Source organism: Streptomyces sp. NPDC002994, assembly GCF_040611155.1.
Taxonomy (GTDB): Bacteria; Actinomycetota; Actinomycetes; order Streptomycetales; family Streptomycetaceae; genus Streptomyces.
In genome coordinates this window covers 1-22839 of sequence record NZ_JBEXNQ010000048.1, presented here as the reverse complement: position 1 = coordinate 22839, position 22839 = coordinate 1, and the positions used below count along the sequence as shown (strand labels likewise).

The window sequence follows — 22839 nt, the reverse complement described above, 5'->3', positions numbered from 1 at the left end:
TGACCCTGGCGGGGAAGTGAGGTCACGCCCCTAGAGTGCCTTGCGGCCTCCGGCCGGTGCGTGGGCCCCTGGCTTTGAGGCGGGGGCGGCAGACGCCGGGGTACGTAACGGACCGGCGGCCACCGAGAGCTGACGATGCGTCAGTGACCTTCACCCCTGCATGTCGCGGGGCTGGGGGCGGCCGTGGGACTTCGCGAGCGTACGACGCCACTCTGGCCGGCGGCTGCCGTCGTGACGGCAGCCGGTGCGAGCACAAGCCCGCCCCTGTCACCAATCGCCGGAGGGCGGCCGGGCGACCAGGGGCGTACTACTGCCGGGGGCGGCTTGTTAAGGGCCGCCCCGCTTCTTCTGTTCCCGTACGGCTTCGCGGTCTCCCGAGGCGCCGCTGCCCGTCGGCGGGTCGGCTTCCACTGGGGGGTGCCACGGGCCCCGCTCGACCCGTTCTCCGGGCTGGAGGCCCTCGACGGGGCCTTCGGCGACCTCCGGCTGCTGTACGTCGCTGCCCGCGACGGCGTCCGTGTCGCCCTTGCCGAGCGGGGGGCGCGGCCCGCGCCGCTCCTCGCGGCCTTCGAAGCCGTCATCCCGTTCCTGGCGCTTCATCGCCTGCGCTCCTCTCCTGCGGCGGCCACCGCGTCAGTCGGGCCGCTCGGAGCGTTCGCTCTCGGGGCCCCTGCCGCGCTCGGTGCGAGGGCCGCTGCTCTGGTAGTGCGGGTCGGCCTGGAGGTTTTCGTTGGCCTGCTCGTTGGCGTGCTTGTCGGGTACGCCGCTGTCCTCGGCCTCCTTCCGCAGCCGGGCCCGCTTCGTGTCGTACTTCTTGCTGCCTGGCTCGGGCACAGTGCTCACCTCTCTCGTAGGTCCCGCTGCCCCTCGCGTACCCCACGCGCCCCGGCCGTAACGACCCCGTCGCGGGTCGTGCGGGATCAGCCCTTGTCCCGCAGCTCGCCCTGGAGCTCCTCCGCGATGTGCCGGTCGAGTGCGACCCGTACGAGCGCGGCCGCCAGCGAGGCCATGTCGCTTTCGTCGACGAGGGCGGCCAGCTTGGGCGGGTCCGTCGGCAACCCGAGCCGTTCCGCGCCCTGGAGGGCCTTGCCGTCCAGGTACGGCGCGACCTGCGGCCATACGGCCTGTGCCTCACGCAGGAAGATGTCCGTACCGGCGGGCCCGAGTCCCGGGACCTCGCGCAGCAGGCTCCGCAGCGCCTGCGTATCGCCGTCGGCGGCGTCGCGCATGCGGCGCAGGTCGCCGCCGTACTTGTCGAGGACCAGCCGCGCCGCGTCGCCGAGCTGCGTGGCGGTCCGTTCGTCGTAGCGGCGGTAACCGCCCTCGCCGAGCGCGTCGACCCGCTGCTGCCAGGTGGCGCTTTCCATGCGGCGCGCGTCGCGCATTCCCGCGTCGTGCAGCGCGCGGGCGGCGGCCACGGCGATGGCTGCCTGGATCCGCGCGCTCAGCAGGTGGGACAGGACGAGAAGGCGGTAGAGCGGCTGCGGGGTGTCACGCAGCCTGATGGCCGCCTCGGCGGCGTACGTACGTCCGTGCGCGTCCAGGAGTGCCCGGACGGTGCGCTCGTCCTGGCCGCCCTTGGAGCGGGAGCCGGAGCGGGCGCCGGAGCCGGAGCGGGTCCGGGTGCCGGCGGTCATGCCGGCTTGAGCGGGTCGTGCCCCAGCAGCATCAGCCGGTGCCGCCAGACGCCGTCCCCCGACATCGGCTCCAGGTCGGTGCGCCGCTGTGCGCTGACGGTTTCCACCACCTGCCGCATGACCGCGAGGTCGTCTTCCGTCAGATCCGTGCGCCGCTTGCCCAGGATCGCGAGCACCTGCCGGCCGGTCTGGGTCCCGGCCCGCTCGGGCAGCGGCTCGGTGTGCTCACCGGCGCCACTGGTGCGCAGCCAGGTGCCCAGTTCCTGCGACGTCATGTTCACCACGCGGTGGAAATCGTCCCAGAGCGCTTCGAGTTCCAGGTCGGTGATGCCTTCCATGGTGTGCCTCCCGGTGGTTCTGGGGTCCCGTCCGCAGTACCCCTGCGACGTGGCCCGAAACTCCACCAGGCCGGGAGGAAAGGGGCGCCGAGCAGGGGTCGGGCAGGGCTATCGCGTGAAGACCGCGTCCAGGTAGACCCAAGCGCCCTCGTGCCGCGCGAAACGGCTCTGCTCGTGGAGTTCGCCGGGCTCCCCCTGGTGCGTGTAGTGGGCGCGGAAGGTGACCGTTCCCGTGGTGTGGAAGGCGCTGCCGTCGGTGGTGGCCAAAATCTCCAGGCCCTGCCAGCGCGTGTCCGGGTCGAAGTCGAGGGTCTGCGGCCTGGTGTCGGGGTGCCAGGAGCGCAGCAGGTACGCCGCGTCCCGGGCGGCGAACGCGCTGTAGCGGGAGCGCATGAGGAGCTCGGCGGTGGGCGCGGCGGCCGCCCCGGAGTGGAAGCGCCCGCAGCATTCGCCGTAGCCGGCGGGGAGCCCGCAGGGGCAGGGGGACTCGGCGGAGAGCGGCGCGTGGGGCGCGGGTGTCGCGGGAACGGACCGGCTCTGGGGGCGGCGGCTCGTACCGCGTGAACTGCGTCGGGACATGTCCCCATTGTGCCTGCGGCCGGTGGGGCTCTTTCGCGCCAATGTGCGGCCGGTGCGGGGGATGTGCACGCACGTGCCTTCCGGGTCGTGGGGGCCGGCCGTAGTCTCCTGGGCCTGACGCGACAGTTACCGCCGGTAAGGCGACAAGGGGGACGGGCATGGGCAGTTCCAGACGCACGTTCGTGGCAGGGGCAGCGGCTGCGGCGGCAACGGCGGGCGGGGCGATGGCGCTCGGAGCGGCGCCCGCGACGGCCGCACCGACAGCGAAGGCGCCCGCTCCGGCGGCCGGTCTCCGGCGTACGGCTCAGGAGTCCGTCGCCGTGCTGGGCGGCGGCGTCGCGGGCCTCACCGCCGCGCACGAGCTCGCCGAGCGTGGTTTCGCGGTCACGGTGTACGAGAGGCGGGCCCTCGGCGGCAAGGCCCGCAGCATGGACGTACCGAACAGCGCGAAGGGCGGCCGCAGGCCGCTGCCCGCCGAGCACGGCTTCCGGTTCATCCCCGGCATCTACCACAACCTGCCGGACACGATGCGCCGCATCCCCTTCCCCGGCAACCCCAACGGCGTCCACGACAACCTCGTCGCACCGCGCGAAATGATGTTCGCGCGCACCGGCGGCCGCGAAGACCTCCGGATGCCCATCCCCTGGCCCGGCCACCAGCCGGCCGACCTCACCCTCGACGACATCCGCCGTGCCCTGACCGGGCTCCTCGAAACGGCCGCCAACCTCCCCGCGCACGAGAGCGCGTACTTCGTCAACCGCGCGCTCGTCTTCCTGACCAGCTGCGACGAACGGCGCGACAACACGTGGGAGCGCACGCCCTGGTGGGACTTCGTGCGCGCCGAGCGCATGTCCAAGGACTACCAGCGCATCCTCGCCATCGGCATCACCCGCAACATCGTCGCGACAAAGGCCGAGGAAGCCAGCACGCGCACGGTCGGCACGCTCGGCGAGGCCTTCGTACTCAACGCGCTGGGCCGGGGCGCCGACGGCCCGCCGGACCGCATCCTCGACGCGCCGACCAACGAGGCGTGGATCGACCCCTGGGTGGACCACCTGCGGAGCCTCGGCGTCGACTTCCGGATCGGCTGGACCGTACGGGAGATGAGGTACGCCGACGGGAAGATCTCGGCGGCGATGATCGAGGACCCGGGCGGCGTACGCCGGACCGTGACCGCCGGTCACTACGTCTGCGCCCTGCCGGTGGAGCACGCCCGGCCCACCTGGAACGCGGCGATGCGCGCCGCCGACCCGCAGCTGGCGCGCTGCGACAAGCTCAGGACGGACTGGATGACAGGCATCCAGTTCTATCTGACGGAGCGCACGCCGATCCTGCACGGCCACGTCAACCTCATCGACTCGCCCTGGTCCCTGACCGCCATCGCCCAGGCCCAGCACTGGCCGGACCGGGACTTCCCCGCCGACTACGGCGACGGTACGGCGGCCGACTGCCTGTCGGTCGACATCTCCGAATGGGACAAGCCCGGGATTCTGTACGGGAAGACGGCGAAGCAGTGCACCCGCGAGGAGATCGCGCGCGAGGTGTGGGCGCAGCTCAAGGCCTCGCTCAACGACACGGGCAAGACGGTGCTGCGCGACAGCACACTGCACTCGTGGTTCCTCGACCCGGGCGTGGCCGGCACAGGCACCCCCAACCCCACGAACGAGGACGAGCTGCTGATCCACCCCGTGGGTACCTTCCACAACCGCCCGGCGGCCGCGACGAAGATCCCCAACTTCTTCCTGGCGGGCGACTACGTCAGCGTCGACATCGACCTGGCGACGATGGAAGGCGCGAACGCGTCGGCCCGCGCGGCGGTCAACGCGCTGCTGGACCGGGCCGGTTCGACGGCGCCGCGATGCACGGTGACGCCGCTGTTCCGGCCGCCGGAGATCGAGTTCCTGAAGCGGCACGACCGGACGCGGTACCGGCTGGGGCTGCGGAACGCGCTGGATGTGGGGTGAGGACGGGTGGGTCAGGGCAGTTCGTACGCCGCGGCGAGCCTGCGCACGCGCTCCAGGAGCTCGGACGGGATGCTTCGCAGTGTGTCGGCGTCCGCATCGTTCAAGAACTCGGCAGTCGCCATCCCCAGGCCCAGCCGTGCCCTCCCGCATCCGTGGCTGGCGGACCAGAGGGTCAGCAGCCGGACGGGATCTGTCTCCTTGAGGTATCCCACAGCCATCCCCCAGTCCTGCCAGAGTGGCGATGACTCCTCGTAGGGCCCGCTCCCCGTCAGTCCCGTCATGGCCGCGCGCGCCGTCAATTCCATCGCGTGCGGACCGAGAACGGACCAACCTGGTGCCCGCAGCACACGAGACACCACGGAGTCCGGAAGCCTGGCCGCGTCTTCGGCCAACTGCCCGAAAACGAGCAGGATCGCCCGGTGCCGGGCTTCGCCGTCGAGACCGGACCATGGTTCCAGGAAGGTGCGGCAGTGTTCGTACAGCACAGCCAAGTCGGCGTCCGAGGCGGTGCCGAGGCGGCCGGCCAGCCACAGATTCATGAGGCTGTGCGCGACCGACGTGGCGGTGCCCTCCGGCGTACCGACGAAGGTGGTGACGGCGGATCCCAGCCAGTCGAAGAGAGGGTCGACGGCGTGCAGGACGACGGCGTCATTGGTACCACCGGACACTGCCAGCTTGTGCCGGATCTGCTCCGGGTAGGGCCGGGACCAACTGACCCTTGTTGTGCGGTCCTCGTGGCCGGGCGGGCGTCCGTAGAGCCAGTACGCGTCGACTGGTTGCGGATCGTCGAGCAGGTCCGCCGCCGGACGGATGTCGAGTTCACGGCGGTCGCCGTTCCAGGTCTGGCGGATGCTGAGCGCCAGCGCGAAATCCGTCCACTGCGGCTCGGTGAACGCCGAACGCCACAGCAGTACGTAGCGGTGCCAGGTTCCTACCGGATTGATGTACCTGGGGAACACCTCACTCGCCTTGACTCCGCCCGTGACCAGGACCGTCAGCACCATGAGGTTCGCGCCGTAGAGGCCGTGCCGCGAGGACGTCGCGCGGACGGTCGGCCGGTATTCGGCAAAGCGGTGCTCGATGCGGTTGCGGTGGTCGGCCATCACCGTGACGAGCAGCTCACCGAGCCGCTCGCGCTCCTGTGGCGCGATGCGGCCGATGCGGGCGCCGACGAAGCGGAGCATCTGGCGGGAGGAGAGCGGCGCGTAGGACAGCAGGACGTACAGCAGGTCGTCGTCGACGCCGGCCCGGCCGAGGGAGAGCGCCGGACGCTGGTCGAGCAGCCCGTGGAGGAGCTGTACGGCGAGACGGGCGGCGAGGTACTCGCCGAAGGTGGCGTGCAGGAATTCGTACGTCGCCAACCGCTGGTCGTCGCGGAGCGCCTGCGCCCGCTGGACGAAGAAGAACCGGCCGAGCGCGATCTCGGCCTGGTCGAGCGGCGCGCGGAAACCTGCCTGAGGTGAGTCCGGGCAGCCGAGCAGCGCGGTCAGGTCCTGTTCCAGCTCGCCGGTGGTGATCCACTGCCGGTGCCGGTTGAGCATGCCGAAGGAGATCAGGGAGAGCCGCTGGAGCTCCTGCTCGACGCGGTGCGCCAATTGCCGCTTCGTCAGAGCCGTAGCCGTAGCGGTCTTGCCGACCTCACGGACAGCGAAGGAGGCCAGCAGTTCCTCGTACAGCTCGGCCTCTCCCAGCGGCTGCTCCTCTGCCCCGCATTGCAGCGCGTTGCCCGTCGCGTCGTACAGGGCGAGCATCAGCAGGAGCAGCGGCTGGGAGGCAAGGGCCTGGTGCCGTGCGGCGACGGCGGCGGGCAGTGGGCGCAGGCCGTTCGCGGTGAGGTAAGGGGCGTTGAGGCGGTTCCAGAGGTCGAGCCAGCGCTCGACCTGCTGCTCCCTGAAGGGTTCGAGGCGTAGTGCCACCGCGCCCTCCGGGTAGCGCGCGCGGTCGGCGACGGCGGTGCGGCTGGTGACGACCGCCAGCACCGGCCGCCCCTGGTCCGCCTCGCGCTGCTGGAAACGGGCCACCCGCACCAGGTAGTCGGACTGGCTGACGCCGGTGGCCTGGAGCAGCTCGTCGAAACCGTCGAAGAGGAGGACGGGTACGGCCCCTTCGGCGGCCCTGACCAGCTCCGGCCAGGAGACTCGCTCACCGGTCGTGGTGCGTACGGCGTGCTCGATCTGGTCCTGTACGTCTGCGTCGGCGGGCACTTCGCGCAGGATGACGCGGACGGGCAGGAAGCCCGCATCGGGCAGCCGGGCCGCGAGGATCTTCGTAAGTACGGACTTCCCCGCACCAGGCTGCCCGAGGACGACGAGCGGTGCGGTGGTGGAGGCAAGCGAGGTGAGAGCACCCGCGAGGTACTGGGTGAGGTCGGACCGTACGGGCACGCCCTCCCACCACTCCTCCTCGGCAGGCCCGTGAGGCCCTTCGGTCACGGCCCTGACGCGGAAGTCGGGGTCGACGTAACCCTCGCCGAGGGTGGGCAGGCACACGCCCGTCGGCGCGTCCCCCTCGGCCAGGATCGGGCGGGGCAGGGCCGCCCGGTAGCCGGTGGCGAGGGCGGCGGCGGCGTAGGTGAACGGGCGTACAGGTGCCAGGCCCGCAAGGGCGGTCTCAATACCGGTGAGCGCCTGGCGGATGCCGGCGCGGGTTGCCTGGTGCTCGATCTGGCCGGACCAGAAGCCGAATTCCGGTACTTCAAGTGCTAGTTGGGTGTAGAGCTCCTCGTAACGCTGGATTGCCCGTCGGCCCAGGTCATAGCGCAGCGCCTTCGTCGTCTCCTGTCGCTGCTTCTCGTCAAGCCCGTCCCATACGGCGAGCCCCCGAAGGAAATTCACCAGCCTGAAAGAGAGCCGGAAGTACCACGCCGGGAGTGCCTGGCACACAAGGTCGTGAGGCAGATGCGGTGCCGGCTGAGGGGCGGCAGTGGCGACCAATGCCTGAATGAAGCCGTCCGCCTCCTCCGAACCCCCGGCCAGGCGGATCTGTTCGCGACGCGTCAGCTGCACATCGCGCAGGCTGAAGGGGAGTTCCAAGTCTCCCAGAACCTCGAAGTACGCCGTGACCACCAGAACCGCATGCGCCGCCGCGATCCGCTCCGTACGATCCGCCCGCTCCGCGGACCCCAGCCGCTCCCGCAGCCCGGTCGTCAGATCACGCCCCAGCCTGAGCACTCCACCCCGCGCCTCGAACAGGTTGAGCACCGCGTCGCTGGCCCCGCCCGTCGCCATCGACAGCGCCCCGCCCAGCGCCTGGTCGGCTGCCGCCAATGCCGCGCTGTCGCCGCCGAGAATCGCCACCGCGTCGCTGTAGCTGAGAAGTCGTCGCCCCCGTACCGTCACCGTTCTGGTCTATCACCAGAAGCGGTCAGAGGCGTCCGGCTTCGACAATCCGCCGCAGGAAGCGCTGGGTGCGTTCCTCCTGGGGGTCGCCGAAGATCTGCTCCGGCGTGCCGCGTTCCAGCACCACTCCCGCGTCCAGGAAGCAGACCTGGTCGGCGACTTCGCGGGCGAAGCCCATTTCGTGGGTGGCGAGGATCATCGTCATGCCGTCGCCCTTGAGGTCCCGTACGACGTTCAAGACCTCCCCCACCAGCTCCGGGTCCAGCGCCGCCGTGATCTCGTCGAGCAGGAGAAGGCGCGGGCGTACGGCGAGGGCGCGGGCGATGGCGACGCGCTGCTGCTGGCCGCCGCTGAGGCGGTCGGGGTAGGCGGCGGCCTTGTCGGCGAGGCCGAGGCGGTCGAGGAGTTCGCGGGCCTGTGCCTCCGCGTCCGTACGCGACGTGCCGTGTACGCGTCGCGGCGCGAGGGTGATGTTGTCGAGCACCGTCATGTGAGGGAAGAGGTTGTACGCCTGGAACACGACGCCGATCCGGCGGCGTACGGCGTCCGCGTCCGCCCGTGGGTCGGTGATGTCCTCGCCGTCGAGGAAGATCGCGCCGTCGTCGATCTCCTCCAGGAGATTCGCGCAGCGCAGGAGCGTCGACTTGCCGGAGCCGGACGCGCCGATGAGGGCCGTCACGGTGTGCGGGGCGACGTCGAGATTCACGTCGCGCAGGACGAGTGCGTCGCGTCCGAACGTTTTGCGTACGTTTTCCAGCCGGAGGACGGGAACAGTCATGTTGTGCCTCCCTGGGCTCGCTGCCGGTCCATGCGGGCCGTCACCCAGTCGGTGAAGCGCGTCATCGGGATGGTCAGTGCGACGAAGACAAGACCCGCGACGACGTACGGCGTGTAGTTGAACTCCTTGCTGGCGATGATCTGCGCCGCGTACACGGCGTCGACGGCGCCGGCGATCGAGACGAGACCCGTGTCCTTCTGGAGCGACACCAGGTCGTTGAGCAGCGGCGGCACCACGCGTCGCACCGCCTGCGGCAGCACAACGAAGCGCAGGGCCTGCCCACTGGAGAGGCCGAGCGAGCGGGCCGCCGCCCGCTGCGAGGGGTGGACGGATTCGATGCCGGCCCGGAAGACCTCGGCGACGTACGCCGAATAGGTCAGCGTGAGTGCCGCGCCGCCGAGCAGCACCGGGTCGGTGGTGACACCGGCCAGGCGCAGGGCGGGTACGCCGAAGACGACCAGCAGAAGGCAGATGATGAGCGGCAGGCCGCGGAAGAAGTCGGTGTACGCCGCTGCCAGGGCGCGCAGCGGGAAGAAAACCGGCCCGCGCAGGGTGCGGGCGACGGCGAGGAGCATGCCGATGACGAGGACGGCGGCTCCGCAGACGACGAGCAGCCGCAGGTTGAGCCAGAGACCGTCGATGACCTTGGGCAGCGCCTCGCGGGCGTACTCGGCGCTGAAGAAGGTCTCGCGCGTACGCGGCCAGCCCGGAGAGTTTGTGACGACGAGGAAGAGGACGGCGGCTGTGACGAGCGTGCTCAGTGCCGCGATGGCGGTGGCGCGGCGCGTGCGGGCGCGCTTGTGGCGCTCGCGTTCGAGGCGCCGGGCGGACGGGACGTACACGTCCGCCTCTGCGACTGCCGCCGCTTTCTCTATCGTCACTTCAGCACCGGGGCATCGGCCGCGTCCGACAGCCACTGCTTCTCCAGCTCCGCCAGCGTCCCGTCTGCCCGCAGGGCGTCCACCGCGCCGGTCACGCACGGCGTGAGCTCGCTGTCCTTGTCCAGTACGAGACCGAACTGCTCGGCCGCGCCGCTCCCGGTGTTGTTGTTCTCCAGCTGGCCGACGATCTTCGCTTCGGGCACCTCGGCCGATGTGATGTAGAAGGCCGTGGGGAGGTCGAGGACGATCGCTTCGACCTGGCCGTTCTTGAGGGCGGTCTTGGCGAAGTCGTTCTTCTGGAAGACGGCGGGCTGCTGCTTGGGCTTGATGACGTCGCCGATGACGTCGAGGCTCGTGGAGCCGACCTGGGCGCCGAGCTTGACGTCCTTGAGGCCGGCCAGGGTCTTGACCTTCGCGGCCTTGGAGGTCTTGAGGGCGATGACGGCTTGGCGGACGTCGTAGTAGCCGGAGGAGAAGGAGACGGCCTTCTTGCGGCTTTCGCTGATGGAGATCTGGTTGAGGTCGAAGTCGAACTTCTTCTCGCCGGGCGCGAAGGCGGTATTGAACGGCACGGTCTGCCACACCACTTGGTCCTTGCCGTAGCCGAGCTTCTTCGCCACGGCGTGCGCCACCGCCGACTCGAAGCCCTTGCCGTTGGCCGGGTTGTCGTCGTCGAACCACGGTGCGTACGCGGGCTTGTCGGTGCCGATGGTGAGCTTGCCGGGTACCTCGGTGGCCAGCTTGCCCGGCGCGCAGCTCGCCTTGGCGTCGCCGGGCGCGGCGGCCGGGGACTCGGGCTGCGGGGCGCAGCCGGTGACGGCCGCGACGGTCACGACGGCCGTGGCGGTGAGCGCGGCGAAGGTGACGAAGGGCGAGAAGGCGGTCGTACGGCGACGGAGCAGGCTGGCAGGGCGCATGGCGGGAGACTGGCAGTGCGCGCGTGCGTTTGTCCAGGTCACGGCGGGAAACGTCCGCATCCTGGAATGTGTCCGCAATGTATTGCGAGCCGGTGAATTCCGGCCGGTTCAGGCGCCCGGTGCGAACCGTTCGCGGTAGGCGCTGGGGGTGAGTCCGGTGCGGCGGCGGAGCTGGGTGCGGAGGTTGGCGGCCGTACCGAGTCCGCTCGCCCGTGCGACGGATTCGACGGCGGGATCGCCGCGTTCCATCAAGCGGCAGGCGAGCGCGACGCGTTCGGCGGTGAGCCAGGCCAGGGGCGTGGTGCCGAGCTGGGCGCGGAATCTGCGGTGCAGGGTCGCGGGGCTGACAGCGGCGCGGGCGGCGAGGCCGGCGACGGTCAGCGGGGTGCCGAGCCGCCCCCTGGCCCACTCCAGGAGGGGGCCGAGGGAGGTGTCGGCGGAGGAGGCGGGAGAGGGAATCGGGTGCTCGACGAACTGGCGCTGGCCGCCGTCGCGGTGGACGGCGAAGACGAGGCGGCGGCTGACGGAGACGGCGGCCTCCACGCCGTGGTCGCGACGGACCAGGTGCAGCCCGAGGTCGAGCGCGGCGGCGCTGCCCGCCGCGGTGAGGATGTCGCCGTCGTCGACGAACAGCACGTCCGGTTCGAGCCGGACGGCGGGGAAGCGCGCACGGAAGGCGTCCGCCCACTGCCAGTGCGCGGTGGCGCGGCGGCCATCGAGCACGCCTGCCTCGGCCATCGTGAAGGCGCCGCTGCAGAACCCCACCAGCCGCGCGCCGCGCTGGTGCGCGCGGCGGACGGCGTCCAGCACGGCGGGGCGGCGCGGCACGTCGGTGTCCGGCCGGTTGGGCACGATGAGGGTGTCCGCGGTGTCGGCCGCCTCCAGCCCCGCGACTCCCGTGAGCGTGAAGAATCCGTCTCGCATGAGAGTGCGGGGCTCTGGAGAACAGAGGGCGAAGTCGTAAAGCTCACGGCCGAGTTCGGCCTTGCGCCGCAGTCCGAAGACTTCGATCGCGCAGCTGAGCTCGAAGGGGTTGGAGTTCTCGTCGACGATCACGACGACGCGGTGCGAGGATCCTTGCGTCATGTGCGATTTCTAGCACTCGCGGAGGCGCGGCGCGAGGGGCGAAGGTGAGGTCATGACGACGACGCACGAGCAGAGCAAGCAGCACGAACCCATCGCACTGACCGACGCCCTCGGCTCCTTCGACGCGCTGTGGAGCCCGCGCATCGTGACCCGGGTGAACGACTACGACGTGCGCGTGGCGAAGGTCGCGGGCGAGCACGTCTGGCACGTACACGAGGACACGGACGAGTTCTTCCAGGTCCTGGACGGGGAGCTGACCATCGCGCTGCGCGAGGGCGGCGTGGAGCGGTCCGTGGTGCTGGCGACCGGTTCGGTGTACGTCGTGCCGCGCGGCGTCTGGCACAAGCCGTCGGCGGCGGACGGGGCGTCGATTCTGGTGTTCGAGCCGTCGGGCACGTCGACGGTGGGCGACAGCCACGACCCGGTCCCGCCCCATGTGGACGCGACCACGGGTCACGCGCTCTGACGGACCAGACCTTTCCTTTCCCCTACCCGCCCCTTCCCGCAAAGGGGGGCAGGCCCCCAGCCCCCAGACAACACAGACGCCCTACGGGCGTGTCCTCAAACGCCGGACGGGCTGGATTTCGCTGAGCTGAACACTCAGAGCGCGGCAACCTCGAGCCGGGGCGGAGCCCCTGGCTCGGTGAGCCGCCCCACCCCTCCAGCCCCTCCGGCGCTTGAGGACCGGGGTCTGGGGCGGAGCCCCAGCAACCCCCGGCACCTTCAGCCCGTCCGGCGCTTGAGGACCGAGGCTCGGGCCAGCGCCCCAACAACCCCCCGGCAACCTCAGCCCGTCCGGCGCTTGAGGACCGAGGCTCGGGCCAGCGCCCCAACAACCCCCCGGCGACCCCAGCCCGTCCGGCGCTTGAGAACCGAGGCTCAGGCCAGCGCCCCAGCAACCCCCCGGCGACCCCAGCCCGTCCGGCGCTTGAGAACCGAGGCTCAGGCCAGCGCCCCAGCAACCCCCCGGCGACCCCAGCCCGTCCGGCGTTTGAGGACCGGGGTCTGGGGCAGCGCCCCGGTTTCGGGAAGGGGCGGGTAGGGGAAAGAACCCGCTGTTGGGGGCCGGAGCCGATCTTCAATAGGATCCGGCGATGATCACAAGAAAACGGCTGGCGGCCGGGGCTTTCGCCCTGCTCGTCGCCCTGGCCACCGGCCTCCTCCCGGCCGGCCCCGCTGCCGCCGGGGAACCGGACTCCCCCGACGCCCCCAAGGTCGAACTCGTCCTCGACGTCAGCGGTTCGATGCGGGCCAAGGACATCGACGGCCAGTCCCGGATGGCCGCCGCCAAGCAGGCGTTCAACGACGTACTCGACGCAGTACCGGCCGAGGTCCAGCTCGGCATACGAACCCTCGGCGCCGACTACCCCGGCGACGACCGCAAGACCGGCTGCAAGGACACCAGGCAGCTCTACCCGGTCGGCCCGCTGGACCGGACCGAGGCGAAGACCGCCGTCGCCACGCTCGCCCCCACCGGCTGGACCCCCATCGGCCCCGCCCTCCTCGGCGCGGCCGACGACCTCGAAGGCGGTGACGGCACCCGCAGGATCGTCCTCATCACCGACGGCGAGGACACCTGCGGCCCCCTCGACCCGTGCGAGGTCGCCCGCGAGATCGCCGCGAAGGGCACCCACCTGGTCGTCGATACGCTCGGCCTGGTCCCGAACGCGAAGATCCGCCAGCAGCTGACGTGCATCGCGGAGGCCACCGGCGGCACGTACACCGCCGTACAGCACACCGACGAACTGTCCGGCCGCGTCAAGCAGTTGGTGGACCGCGCCGCCGACCCCGTAGTCAATCCGGTGGCGACGAAGGGCGCGGACCGGTGCGCAGACGCGCCGCAGCTCAAGGCCGGTCTCTACACCGACCGCGAGAGTTTCTCAGAGCACCGCTGGTACCGGGTGGACGTACTGCCCGGCCAGGAGCTGCGGGCCTCGGTCAGCATCGGCGCCGACCGCGCCGTCGACCGCGACTACGGCGTACTCCTGCGCGCGGTGACGACCAACGGCAGGGAGATCGTGCGCGGCTCGGAGGCGGGCGACGGGCGTACGGACGTCATCTCGACCGGCCTGCGCTACCCGAAGGCACCACTGGACGACGACACGGCCGACGAGGTGAGGCCGGCGGCGGAGAGCGTATGCCTCCAGGTCAGCAACTCCTTCTCCGCCCCCGCGTCCGTCAAGACCACGCCGGGCCTGCCCGTCGAGCTGACCATCGACGTGGTGGACGGCCCCGACGAGCCGTCGGACGTCGCGTCCTTCGGCCTCGGCCACGGCTGGTGGCTGCTCGGCCTACTCGCGCTGACCGGCCTGCTCGCCGGTCTCCTGTGGGGCTGGATCTCGCGCTGGCGCTTCGCCGTATGGAGGACCAACTGATGCGTACGACGACACGTGTGCTGAGCGGTGTTGTGCTGGCGGGTGCCGCGCTCTTCGGTACGGCAGCCCCTGTCCTCGCGGACTCGACGCCATCACCGGGCACCAGTCAGGGCGGCGAGGAAGAGGCCCCGCCGACCGAGGCGGGCACCACCTTCCGTACGGCGACGCAGATCCGGCAGGACCAGCCGGCCACGGCCGACGCGTCCACCGGTGATTACCTCTACTGGGTCTTCGACGCCGACGCGGGGCGTACCGCCACCGTGAAGGCCACGGTGAAGCTGCCGGAGGCCGCCGCCCGCCACGGCGCGGCGACCTGGCAGCTCGACGTGTACGACGGACTGCGCCGGCGACAGGCCTGCGTCTACGGCAGCCAGGCCAAGGCGGCACCGAAGGAGGCCGCGTCGGTCACCGTGTCCTGCACGCTGCGTACGGTCAGGGCCTGGGCCGAGCCGTGGGCGAACGACCCGCTGCCGGGGAGTTACTACGTACGGCTGACGGTCGTCGACCTGCCGCAGGAGGACCTCGGTCTGCCGGTGCGCGCGGAGGTCGTGGCATCGGTGAGGGACGCGGGCGGTTCGCGGGCGGTGGACGGCACGCTCTCCGTCCCGCTGGTGCCCGGTGCGTCCGACGCGGCCGTGGCGGAGGCCGCCGCCGACCGCTTCTCGTCCGGCTGGTGGTCGTCGCGCTGGCTCTGGACAGCGGGCGGGGGCGTCCTCGCGGCCGCCGCGGCCATCGCGGGGTACAGCATGACGCGCGGCTCGGGGCGGCCCTCGCGCGTCCCGCCGGGCGTCTGAGCGCTCGCGCGCCGCACGGAGAACAGCAACACAGCCGGCCCTGTCCCGCCTTCGCGGGCGGGGCCGGCTGCCGTCCCGGGGTGGGGCGTACGGCAGGTGGCGCAAGGCACTTGTGGTGCGGCTACCCGGTCCGCACGCTTGCCTCATGACCGCTCCCGTCCATGGTCCAGGCCCCGCGACAGCCGCCCCACCGGTCCGCTCACGCCGGGCGCTGGTTGCGGGGTCCGTCGGCAACTTCATCGAGTGGTACGAGTTCGGCGTCTACGGCTACTTCGCCACCATCATCGCCGCGCACTTCTTCACCCCCGAGGGCGGCAGCGACGTAGAAGGGCTCATCAAGACGTACGCGTCCTTCGCCCTGGCGTTCTTCTTCCGGCCCGTCGGGGCCGCCGTGTTCGGGCGGCTCGGTGACCGGATCGGCCGCCGGCCGACGCTGATCCTGGTGATCTGTCTGATGACCGGCGCCACGACGCTGATCGGTCTACTTCCGACGTACGCCTCCATCGGTGCGGCAGCGCCGTGGCTGCTGACGCTGCTGCGGATCCTGCAAGGGCTGTCGGCGGGCGGGGAGTTCGGCGGCGCCGTGTCGATCATGACGGAGTTCGCGCCGCCGGGCCGACGGGGGCGGTACGGGGCATGGCAGTCGTTCACGGTGGCGCTCGGGCTGCTCGCGGGCGCCGGGATGGCGGCTCTCCTCGCGACCGTACTGACCGAGTCGCAGCTGAACGGGTGGGGCTGGCGGGTGCCCTTCCTGCTGACGTTGCCGCTCGGGCTCGTCGCGCTGTGGCTGCGGCTGCGCCTGGACGAGACGCCCGCCTTCGCGGCGGCCGTCGTCGAGAAGAGCACGCCCGTACGGCCGCCACCCGCCGGCGGGACGGCCAGGGCGATCGCGCTGGGTGCCGGGCGGGTGATGGGGTGGTCCGCGGCCGGTTACACGTTCCTGGTGGTCCTCCCCTCGTACCTCCAGAGCACGCTGAACGCGACGTTCCAGGAGGCGCTGATCGCGACCGTCCTGGCCAACCTCGGCTTCGCGGCGTCGATCCTGCCCGCCGGCCTGGTCAGCGACCGGCTCGGGCGGCGCACGGTGATGCTGACCGGTGCGCTGCTGGTCGCCGTGCTCGCGCTGCCGCTGCTGAATCTGGTGCAGGACGCGGGCGTATCGACGTACGCGAAGGGGGCGGCGCTCTTCGGTGCGGGGGCGGCCGTCGGGCTGATGGCGGGGCCGGGGCCCGCGATGCTGGCCGAGATGTTCCCGACGACGGTGCGCTACACGGGGCTGGGACTGGCGTACTCGCTGTCCAATGCCGTGTTCTCCGGCTGCGCGGGGCTCATCATCACCGAGGTCGTCAAGCGGACCGGCGACGTCGACATCCCCGCCTATTACGCGGCGGTGACGTGCGCGGTCAGCGTCCTGGCGCTGCTGACGCTGCGCGGCGACGACCACAAGCGGGCACTGCGGTGAGCAGCCTTCGAGTGATCGGGCTGATGTCCGGCACGTCGTACGACGCCATCGACGCCGCTGCCGCCGACCTCACCCTCGACGGGGGCACCCTGGTACTCACGCCGCTCGGCATGATCAGCGCGGTGTACGGCGAGGAGCTGCGGGCGGCGCTGGCCGAGGCGCTGCCGCCCGCCGGGACGACCCTGGCCGCCGTGTGCCGGCTCGACACGCGCATCGGGCAGGCCTTCGCCGACGCCGCGGTGCTGGCCGACCGCGAACTGTGCGGTTGCCGGGCCGACTTGATCGCCTCGCACGGGCAGACCGTCTACCACTGGGCCGAGGGTGGGCGGGTGCACGGCACGTTCCAGATCGGCGAGCCGGCTTGGATCGCCGAGGCGACGGGCCGCCCCGTCGTATCCGGCTTCCGTACGCGCGATGTCGCCGCCGGGGGCCAGGGCGCGCCGCTGGTGAGCATCGTCGACGTCATGTGGCTGCGCGGGCGGCCGGGTGTGCCTGTCGCACTGAACCTCGGCGGGATCGGCAACGTCACGGTGGCGGGGGACGGTTCGTCAGCGGACGGTTCGTCACGCGGCGAACCTCTGGCTTTCGACACCGGGCCCGCCAACGCGCTGATCGACGCTGCGGTGCGGGAGCTCACGGGTGCGGCGTACGACGCCGAGGGTGCCTTGGCCGCCCGCGGAACTGTCCACCGGCCGCTGCTGCGACGGCTGCTGGAGGAGCCGTACTACGCGAGGCCCGCGCCCAAGACGACGGGCAAGGAGCTCTTCCATCTGCCCTACCTGCGCGCGGCGCTGGCCGGCTTCGGGCCGCTGCCGGCATCGGACGTCGTGGCCACGCTGACCCGGCTCACGGCGCGGACCGTGGCCGACGCCATCCGGCCTTTCGGGGCGACGGAGGTGATCGCGTCGGGCGGGGGTACGCGCAATTCGGTGCTGATGGAGTGGCTGAGGGAAGAGCTCGGCGTTGGTGTACCGCTGCGGACGTCGGACGAGCTGGGGCTGCCGTCGGCGGCCAAGGAGGCGTACGCCTTCGCGGTCCTGGGCTGGCTGACCGCGCACGGCCTGCCCGGCACGGTCCCTTCCTGCACCGGCGCCCGACGCCCGAGTGTCCTCGGCTCGATCACGCCCGGCGGGCCCGGCCTGCGCCTGCCGGAGCCGGTGGCGGGGGCGCCCGCCCGGCTCACCATCTCGGCCACGGACAACTCCGTCCCCTTTACTGGACGTTGAACGCACCCGTACGCTCCCGCCACCGCGTGATCACCAGTCGTACGGCAGACGGAGGGTGCAGCACCATGAGACTTCTGAACAGACCCGCGCTTCTCGCGGTGGCGGGGACACTTCTGGCAGCCGGCGCCCTAGGCACCACACCACCGGCCACAGCCGCCACAGGGGCGACGGCGGCCACATCGGCAGCGCCGCACCCGGTAACCGCGAGCGCGAAGGTGGTGCCCGTCCAGCAGACGGGCCCGGCCGACAAGCGGTTCAATCTCGTCGTCCTCGGTGACGGCTACACCGCCGGCGACATGGCCGCCTTCCGTGCCGATGTCGACAAGCACATCAATGTGCTGTGGAGCATGGAGCCGTTCGCCTCCTACCGTTCGTACATCAACGTGTGGGCGGTGGAAGTGCCGAGCGCCGAGTCGGGCGTCGACTGCGATCCCGGCCTGGACGCGCCGCGCCGCGACACCGCGCTGGACATGGGCTTCTGGGGCGGCTGCAACCCGGCGAGTGTGCAGCGCCTGCTGTCGATCGACTCGACGGCGGCGACGGCGCTGGCCGATCTGATCCCCGGCTCGAAGAGCTCGAACCGGCAGATCGTCGGGCTTGCCAACAGCGCGACGTACGGCGGTGCGGGCGGCACCTTCGCCACGGGGTCCGGCGGCAACGCGCTCTCCTCGCTCATCACCCCGCACGAGATCGGCCACTCACTGGGCAAGCTCCAGGACGAGTACGACTACTACGCGCGGGGCGTCCCCGGCGGAGCGTACGAGGGCGGCCAGCCGAGCTCCGCGCACCACACGCTGCTCACCGAGGACGAGATGCGCACCCAGCAGCGCAAGTGGTGGCGCTGGCTGGGCGAGCGCAGCGACTCCGGCGGCGTCATCGGTCGCCACGAGGGCGGCATGTACCAGACGAAGGGTGTCTGGCGGCCGAGCAAGCACTCGATGATGAAGACCCTCGGGTACGCCTTCGACCAGGTGCAGCGGGAGGTCATGACGCAGGCGATCTCCGCCAAGGTGGACCTGGTGCAGGGCCACACCCCGAACGACGCGGCGATCGGCGACGACCGGACGGTGTGGGTCGACACCCTGCATCCGGTGGGCGGGGAACTCGACACCGTGTGGCGGCTGGACGGCCGGAAGGTGGACGGGACGGCGGGCGCGCGCAGCCTGGACCTGCGACGGCTCGGCCTCACCGGGGGCCGCCGCCACACCCTCACGGCGACCGTCTCGGACCCGACTCCGTTCGTACGGGACCCGAAGATCCGCGCTTCGGCGGCGCTGACCCGCACCGTCACCTGGACGGTGGACGCGTCCGTCACCACCCCGGCACAACCGTTGTCCGCGGCGCCGGAGTTCACCGGTCACACCGACACCGGTGCGCCGGTGGGCGCGGAATCGGTCGTGTACGCCGACACGACGCATCCGGCGGGCCGCGAGGCCCCGCAGGTGCGGTGGACCTTGGACGGGCGGCCGGTCCGCAACCCCGGCAACGACCGCGACCTGGACCTGGGCGAGCTGCCGCTGCGCGGCGGCGACCACACCCTTGAGGCCCGCATCGTCGGTACGGACCGAACGCTGGCCTGGACGGTGGACGCGACGCCCGCCACGGCGGCTTACGAACTGTCCGAACCACTGCGGACGGTGCGGCGGGCCGGGAAGCCGGTGGAGTACGTCTACGACGGTCCGTTCACGATGAAGCTCATGGCCCGCGACGATCAGGACGGCTACGTGGTCACGCAGTTCCGGGTCGACGGCGACGGCTGGTACACGTACTTCGGCTGGCCGACGGACGCGAACGCGCCGTTCCGGTTCACGCCGGGCGGCACGGTCATCGACGACCTCGTCTACGGCAAGCTCGGCACGCCGCGGGTCGTGCCGTGGGACGACGCGACACCGGAGTACGGCCCGCACACGGTCGAGTACCGCACGATCGATTCGGCGGGCAACGTAGCCCCGGCAAAGGCGTTCCGCGCAACGCTGATCCCTCCGGGCCAGTAGGGAAAGGGGGCGGATCCGGATCCCCCAGACCCCCGGACGCCCTCCGGGCGTGTCCTCAAACGCCGGACGGGCTCCCATGGAGCCCCTCCGGCGATTGAGGAGCGGAGTCTGGGGCAGCGCCCCACGTACCCACCCCCGCCACCCCAGCCCGTCCGGCGTTTGAGGACCGGGGTCTGGGGCAGCGCCCCTCACGCGGCGGAGCCACAAAAATGTCACAGCGGGAAGGGGCGGGTCGGGGAAGAGCCCGCCGCAGGCGCCACCCGCGCCCACCCCGGCCGCGCCGCCCTAGGCATCCGGCAGCGCGTCCGCCACCATGGCCGCGAACTCGTCCGGGGTGGCGATGCGTACGCCGAGATCCTCCGCCTTCGCGCGCTTCGAGCCCGCGTTCTCGCCCGCCACCACCAGCGCCGTGCGCTTCGAGACGCTCGACGACGCCTTGCCGCCCGCGCGCTCGATGACCTCGTTCATCTGGTTGCGGCTCAGCTTCTCCAGAGGACCGGTCATCGCACCGGTGACGACGACCGTCATGCCGTCGAGCGGCCCCGCGGGCCCGGCGGCCACCTCCGCATCCTCCTCCGGAGCCGGCGGCGTCGCCCCCGGCTCCGTCATGTTCACCCCGGCGGCGACGAGCTTGCCGATCAGCGGCCCCAGTTCCGCCAGCTCGGCCACGATCACCGGCGCCTTCTCCACGCCGATGCCCTCCACTCGCTGCACCGCCTCCGCGTCGGCCGCCCGCAGGTGGTCCATCGTCGCGAAGTGCCGGGCGATACGGCGGGACATGGAGCGGCCCGTGCCCCGCACGCCGAGTGCTGCCAGGACTCGGGACAGCGGCCGGGTCCTCGCCAGCTCGATGCCGGCCAGCAGATTGTCCGCGCTGGTCTCCCCCATCCGGTCCAGCGTCAGGAGTTGCTCACGGGTGAGGGTGAAAAGGTCGGCGAAGTCGCCTACCAGGCCCGCGTCGACGAGCTGGACGACGCGCGTCGTGCCGAGGCCCTCGATGTCGAGCTGGTCGCGCCCGACGGCGTACGCGATGGACGCCACCACCCGGCAGTTGCGCCCCCGCACACAGCGCCAGCGCTGCTCGCTCGCGTCGATCTCCGAACCGCACTGCGGGCACGCCTCCGGGAAGGCGATCGGCTGCTCCTCGCCGGTGCGCAGATGGGCGACCGGCGCCTCGATGCGCGGAATGATGTCGCCCGCCTTGTAGACCATCACCTGGTCGCCCAGGCGCAGATCGCGGCGGGTGATGTCGGCGGGGTTGTGCAGCGTGGCGTACGTGACCGTGGACCCGTCGATCTCCACCGGTTCGAGGACGGCGCGCGGCGCGATGATGCCCGTACGCCCGACGTTCCACTCCACGGCGACGAGCCGCGTGACTTTCTCGACGGCGGGCAGCTTGTACGCGATGGCCCAGCGCGGCGCACGCGAACCCGCCCCCGCCTCGCGCTGGTCGGCCGCCGAGTCGGCCTTGATGACGATCCCGTCGATACCGAACGGCAGCTCGGAGCGCAGGGCGGCGATCTCCTCGACCCGGGCCTGCACCTCGTCGGCCGTGGCCACCGTGCGCGGCGGCACGGCGGTGTCCGCCGCCGTGTGCACGCCGAGCGCGTCGACCCGCCGCAGGATCTCGCTGTGCGGCCACTGCGTGAGCCCTTCGCCGAGGTCGCCGGACCCGGGCAGCGGCAGGGCGCCGTACGCGAAGAACGTCATCTCCACGCTGTACGGGCGGTCCTTGGCGCGCAGCGTGCCCGCCGCGCCGTTGCGCGGATTGGCGAACGGCTCGCCGCCGTGCTCCGTGCGCACCGCGTTCGCCTTCTCGAACTGGGCGGTTGTCATGAGGACTTCGCCGCGCACCTCGAAGGTGGCCGGCTCGGTCAGCTCGCCGGGCAGGCCGACGATGGTGCCCATCGCGTGGGACACGTCCTCGCCCGCCGTGCCGTCCCCGCGTGTGATGAGCTGGACGAGCTTGCCGTGCCGGTAGCGGGCGGCGATGGCGAGGCCGTCGAGTTTGGGTTCGACGCTCCACTGCTCCACCGGCCGGCCGAGTCTGCGCTCCAGGGAGGCCGTCCAGGTGGCGAACTGCTCGGCGGAGAACACATTGTCCAGCGACAGCATCGCCACGGTGTGCGGCACGTCCCCGACCGCCGCGCCACCGGCCACCTTCCCGGTCGGGGAGTCCGGCAGCACTTCGTCCGGGTGCGCCTGCTCGTACCCCTCGATCGCCCGCACCAGCCGGTCGTACGCGTCGTCGTCCAGGGCGCTGTCACCCTGGGCGTAGTAGGCGGCGGCCGCGCGGGTCGCGGTCTCGACCGCCTCGGCGTATGCGGCGGTGTTTGCGAGAACGGCAGGTGTGTTCGTCATGTCCTTCATCCTGCCTCCCACCACTGACAACGCCCTTGAGCCTCGCAGTGGCGGCCGGTGGCGGCCGGTGGCCGCCGGTGGCCGCCGGTGGCCGCCGGGCGGTATCGCCTTCATATCGAAGGACAGTCGGCCGTTCGTACCACTGGACCTTCTGTTAATCTGCCCGCTCCTGGATGTTCGTCCACCCGTCCGTCTCCCCCAAGCGCCCAACCCCCGCAGGGTGCAGCGAGGTGTCTCGTCCGTGTACAGCACTCCGTTTTCCCCCGCAGAGGCCAGAGCCGCGCGCGCCCGGATAGGCCTGACCACGGCTCAGGTCGCCCATTCCATGGCAGCGTGCGGTGCCCCGGCCCATCCCGACCTGATCGCCGCCTGGGAGCAAGGCACCCATGTGCCGTCCGAGCCCCAGCTCTTCGCCCTGGCCGATGTCCTGTGGTGTACGTCGACCACGCTGATGGGCATCGAACCGCGCACGCTGGCCGAGCACCGGCTGGCCAAGCTGCTGAGCGTGGAGCGGCTGGCGTACCGGATCGGCATGGACGCGGCCGAGTACCGGGCCGCCGAGGCGGCGCAGCGCTGGGACGGGGACCCACGCCAGACCAGGGCCCTGGTGGACGCATTGGGGCTCTCCCTGCGGAAGCTGATCGGGATCATGGGACGGGTCGACGAGTTGGCCGGGCATCTGCGGACGGCCATCGACGGGCGCTGGAAGGTGCATGTCGCCCCGGTGGCGGAGATCGTCTGTGTCGACGAGACGCTGGTGGGCGACGCGCTGCGTGAGATGCACGCGGAGTTCGCGGCGTTCTCCGAGCGCTATATGGGCCACCTGGTGGCCCGGAACGACGATGCCCGCCTCAAGGAGATCGCGGCCGAGCGTGCCGCGTTTCTGCGCCGGCTGGTCGACCATTTCTGGGAGCTGATCGGTGAGGCGGGCGACGTGCCGCCGTTCAACGCGGTGGGCCGCTGAAGCGAGTCGCCGTACGCCGGTTGTGGGCCGGTGAGGGCATGGACTGCCCCTCCCGGCCCCCCCACACCCGGCGCGCGCAGCGCGCCGCCGCGGGGCCCCGGAAGGGGTGCGCCCGGCCCGGGGGCGACAACCAAAAGGCCGCGAA

At 71.5% G+C, this 22839-nt stretch carries 19 protein-coding genes; 8 read left to right on the top strand and 11 right to left on the bottom strand.

The annotated features are described in order from the left end of the window. Window positions 1–327 precede the first annotated feature (327 nt). The 5 genes from ABZX79_RS36425 to ABZX79_RS36405 all read right to left on the bottom strand — a co-directional run bounded on the left by ABZX79_RS36425 (window position 328) and on the right by ABZX79_RS36405 (window position 2554). Complete coding sequence (locus ABZX79_RS36425; protein ID WP_355267904.1) at window positions 328–600, bottom strand: hypothetical protein; 273 nt, start codon at window positions 598–600, stop codon at window positions 328–330. Window positions 601–633: 33 nt separating this feature from the next. Then, the gene (locus tag ABZX79_RS36420; protein ID WP_355267902.1) at window positions 634–834 is read right to left on the bottom strand and encodes a hypothetical protein; all 201 of its coding nucleotides are present in this window, start codon (window positions 832–834) and stop codon (window positions 634–636) included. Window positions 835–920: 86 nt separating this feature from the next. Continuing rightward, the gene (locus ABZX79_RS36415; RefSeq protein ID WP_355267899.1) at window positions 921–1637 is read right to left on the bottom strand and encodes an endonuclease; all 717 of its coding nucleotides are present in this window, start codon (window positions 1635–1637) and stop codon (window positions 921–923) included. Next, a complete protein-coding gene (locus tag ABZX79_RS36410) occupies window positions 1634–1966 on the bottom strand; it encodes a DUF3140 domain-containing protein (protein WP_215134701.1) in 333 nt (110 codons plus the stop codon). The genes ABZX79_RS36415 and ABZX79_RS36410 overlap by 4 nt, the downstream gene beginning before the upstream one ends. 117 nt (window positions 1967–2083) lie before the next feature. After that, window positions 2084–2554, bottom strand: coding sequence for a YchJ family metal-binding protein (locus tag ABZX79_RS36405; RefSeq protein ID WP_355267896.1), 471 nt, complete (start codon window positions 2552–2554; stop codon window positions 2084–2086). A 158-nt stretch (window positions 2555–2712) separates the two neighbouring features. Between ABZX79_RS36405 and ABZX79_RS36400 the strand changes: the two genes are divergently transcribed. After that, a complete protein-coding gene (locus ABZX79_RS36400) occupies window positions 2713–4518 on the top strand; it encodes an FAD-dependent oxidoreductase (protein WP_355267893.1) in 1806 nt (601 codons plus the stop codon). A gap of 11 nt (window positions 4519–4529) precedes the next feature. Here ABZX79_RS36400 and ABZX79_RS36395 read toward each other — a convergent pair whose 3' ends face one another. The 5 genes from ABZX79_RS36395 to ABZX79_RS36375 all read right to left on the bottom strand — a co-directional run bounded on the left by ABZX79_RS36395 (window position 4530) and on the right by ABZX79_RS36375 (window position 11518). Further along, window positions 4530–7856 (bottom strand): hypothetical protein, encoded by a 3327-nt coding sequence (locus ABZX79_RS36395; RefSeq protein ID WP_355267890.1) that lies wholly within the window; start codon window positions 7854–7856, stop codon window positions 4530–4532. A 25-nt stretch (window positions 7857–7881) separates the two neighbouring features. Continuing rightward, the gene (locus ABZX79_RS36390; RefSeq protein ID WP_355267887.1) at window positions 7882–8634 is read right to left on the bottom strand and encodes an amino acid ABC transporter ATP-binding protein; all 753 of its coding nucleotides are present in this window, start codon (window positions 8632–8634) and stop codon (window positions 7882–7884) included. Next, on the bottom strand, window positions 8631–9515 hold the full coding sequence (locus tag ABZX79_RS36385) for an amino acid ABC transporter permease (protein WP_355267884.1): 885 nt from the start codon (window positions 9513–9515) through the stop codon (window positions 8631–8633). Before ABZX79_RS36385 ends, ABZX79_RS36390 begins: the two co-directional genes overlap by 4 nt. Next, a complete protein-coding gene (locus tag ABZX79_RS36380; protein ID WP_355267881.1) occupies window positions 9512–10432 on the bottom strand; it encodes an ABC transporter substrate-binding protein in 921 nt (306 codons plus the stop codon). Before ABZX79_RS36380 ends, ABZX79_RS36385 begins: the two co-directional genes overlap by 4 nt. A 108-nt stretch (window positions 10433–10540) precedes the next feature. Beyond that, a complete protein-coding gene (locus ABZX79_RS36375; RefSeq protein ID WP_355267878.1) occupies window positions 10541–11518 on the bottom strand; it encodes a helix-turn-helix domain-containing protein in 978 nt (325 codons plus the stop codon). A 52-nt stretch (window positions 11519–11570) separates the two neighbouring features. Between ABZX79_RS36375 and ABZX79_RS36370 the strand changes: the two genes are divergently transcribed. From ABZX79_RS36370 to ABZX79_RS36345, 6 genes are all read left to right on the top strand, one after another. Beyond that, on the top strand, window positions 11571–11984 hold the full coding sequence (locus ABZX79_RS36370) for a cupin domain-containing protein (protein WP_355267875.1): 414 nt from the start codon (window positions 11571–11573) through the stop codon (window positions 11982–11984). A 628-nt stretch (window positions 11985–12612) separates the two neighbouring features. Next, window positions 12613–13893, top strand: coding sequence for a VWA domain-containing protein (locus ABZX79_RS36365; protein WP_355267872.1), 1281 nt, complete (start codon window positions 12613–12615; stop codon window positions 13891–13893). After that, complete coding sequence (locus tag ABZX79_RS36360) at window positions 13893–14687, top strand: hypothetical protein (protein ID WP_355267869.1); 795 nt, start codon at window positions 13893–13895, stop codon at window positions 14685–14687. Before ABZX79_RS36365 ends, ABZX79_RS36360 begins: the two co-directional genes overlap by 1 nt. A gap of 145 nt (window positions 14688–14832) precedes the next feature. Next, window positions 14833–16149 (top strand): MFS transporter, encoded by a 1317-nt coding sequence (locus ABZX79_RS36355; protein ID WP_355267866.1) that lies wholly within the window; start codon window positions 14833–14835, stop codon window positions 16147–16149. Then, window positions 16146–17375, top strand: a complete 1230-nt coding sequence (locus ABZX79_RS36350; protein ID WP_355267863.1) for an anhydro-N-acetylmuramic acid kinase — start codon at window positions 16146–16148, stop codon at window positions 17373–17375. Before ABZX79_RS36355 ends, ABZX79_RS36350 begins: the two co-directional genes overlap by 4 nt. 65 nt (window positions 17376–17440) lie before the next feature. Next, window positions 17441–19369, top strand: a complete 1929-nt coding sequence (locus tag ABZX79_RS36345) for a M64 family metallopeptidase (protein ID WP_355267860.1) — start codon at window positions 17441–17443, stop codon at window positions 19367–19369. A 285-nt stretch (window positions 19370–19654) separates the two neighbouring features. Here the strand turns inward: ABZX79_RS36345 and ligA are convergent, their stop codons facing one another. After that, the gene (ligA, locus tag ABZX79_RS36340; RefSeq protein WP_355267857.1) at window positions 19655–21739 is read right to left on the bottom strand and encodes an NAD-dependent DNA ligase LigA; all 2085 of its coding nucleotides are present in this window, start codon (window positions 21737–21739) and stop codon (window positions 19655–19657) included. Between the two features lie 232 nt (window positions 21740–21971). Here ligA and ABZX79_RS36335 point away from each other — a divergent pair, with 232 nt between their 5' ends. Then, the gene (locus ABZX79_RS36335) at window positions 21972–22694 is read left to right on the top strand and encodes a transcriptional regulator (RefSeq protein ID WP_355267854.1); all 723 of its coding nucleotides are present in this window, start codon (window positions 21972–21974) and stop codon (window positions 22692–22694) included. Window positions 22695–22839: the final 145 nt, after the last annotated feature.

Bases quoted from the DNA above. Each gene is read 5' to 3' on its own strand.
- ABZX79_RS36375 (WP_355267878.1), bottom strand. From the start codon at position 11,518: ATGACGCAAGGATCCTCGCACCGCGTCGTCGTGATCGTCGACGAGAAC.
- ABZX79_RS36345 (WP_355267860.1), top strand. From the start codon at position 17,441: ATGAGACTTCTGAACAGACCCGCGCTTCTCGCGGTGGCGGGGACACTT.
- ABZX79_RS36405 (WP_355267896.1), bottom strand. From the start codon at position 2,554: ATGTCCCGACGCAGTTCACGCGGTACGAGCCGCCGCCCCCAGAGCCGG.
- ABZX79_RS36360 (WP_355267869.1), top strand. From the start codon at position 13,893: ATGCGTACGACGACACGTGTGCTGAGCGGTGTTGTGCTGGCGGGTGCC.
- ABZX79_RS36380 (WP_355267881.1), bottom strand. From the start codon at position 10,432: ATGCGCCCTGCCAGCCTGCTCCGTCGCCGTACGACCGCCTTCTCGCCC.
- ABZX79_RS36355 (WP_355267866.1), top strand. From the start codon at position 14,833: ATGACCGCTCCCGTCCATGGTCCAGGCCCCGCGACAGCCGCCCCACCG.
- ligA (WP_355267857.1), bottom strand. From the start codon at position 21,739: ATGAAGGACATGACGAACACACCTGCCGTTCTCGCAAACACCGCCGCA.
- ABZX79_RS36415 (WP_355267899.1), bottom strand. From the start codon at position 1,637: ATGACCGCCGGCACCCGGACCCGCTCCGGCTCCGGCGCCCGCTCCGGC.
- ABZX79_RS36365 (WP_355267872.1), top strand. From the start codon at position 12,613: ATGATCACAAGAAAACGGCTGGCGGCCGGGGCTTTCGCCCTGCTCGTC.
- ABZX79_RS36425 (WP_355267904.1), bottom strand. From the start codon at position 600: ATGAAGCGCCAGGAACGGGATGACGGCTTCGAAGGCCGCGAGGAGCGG.
- ABZX79_RS36370 (WP_355267875.1), top strand. From the start codon at position 11,571: ATGACGACGACGCACGAGCAGAGCAAGCAGCACGAACCCATCGCACTG.
- ABZX79_RS36390 (WP_355267887.1), bottom strand. From the start codon at position 8,634: ATGACTGTTCCCGTCCTCCGGCTGGAAAACGTACGCAAAACGTTCGGA.
- ABZX79_RS36400 (WP_355267893.1), top strand. From the start codon at position 2,713: ATGGGCAGTTCCAGACGCACGTTCGTGGCAGGGGCAGCGGCTGCGGCG.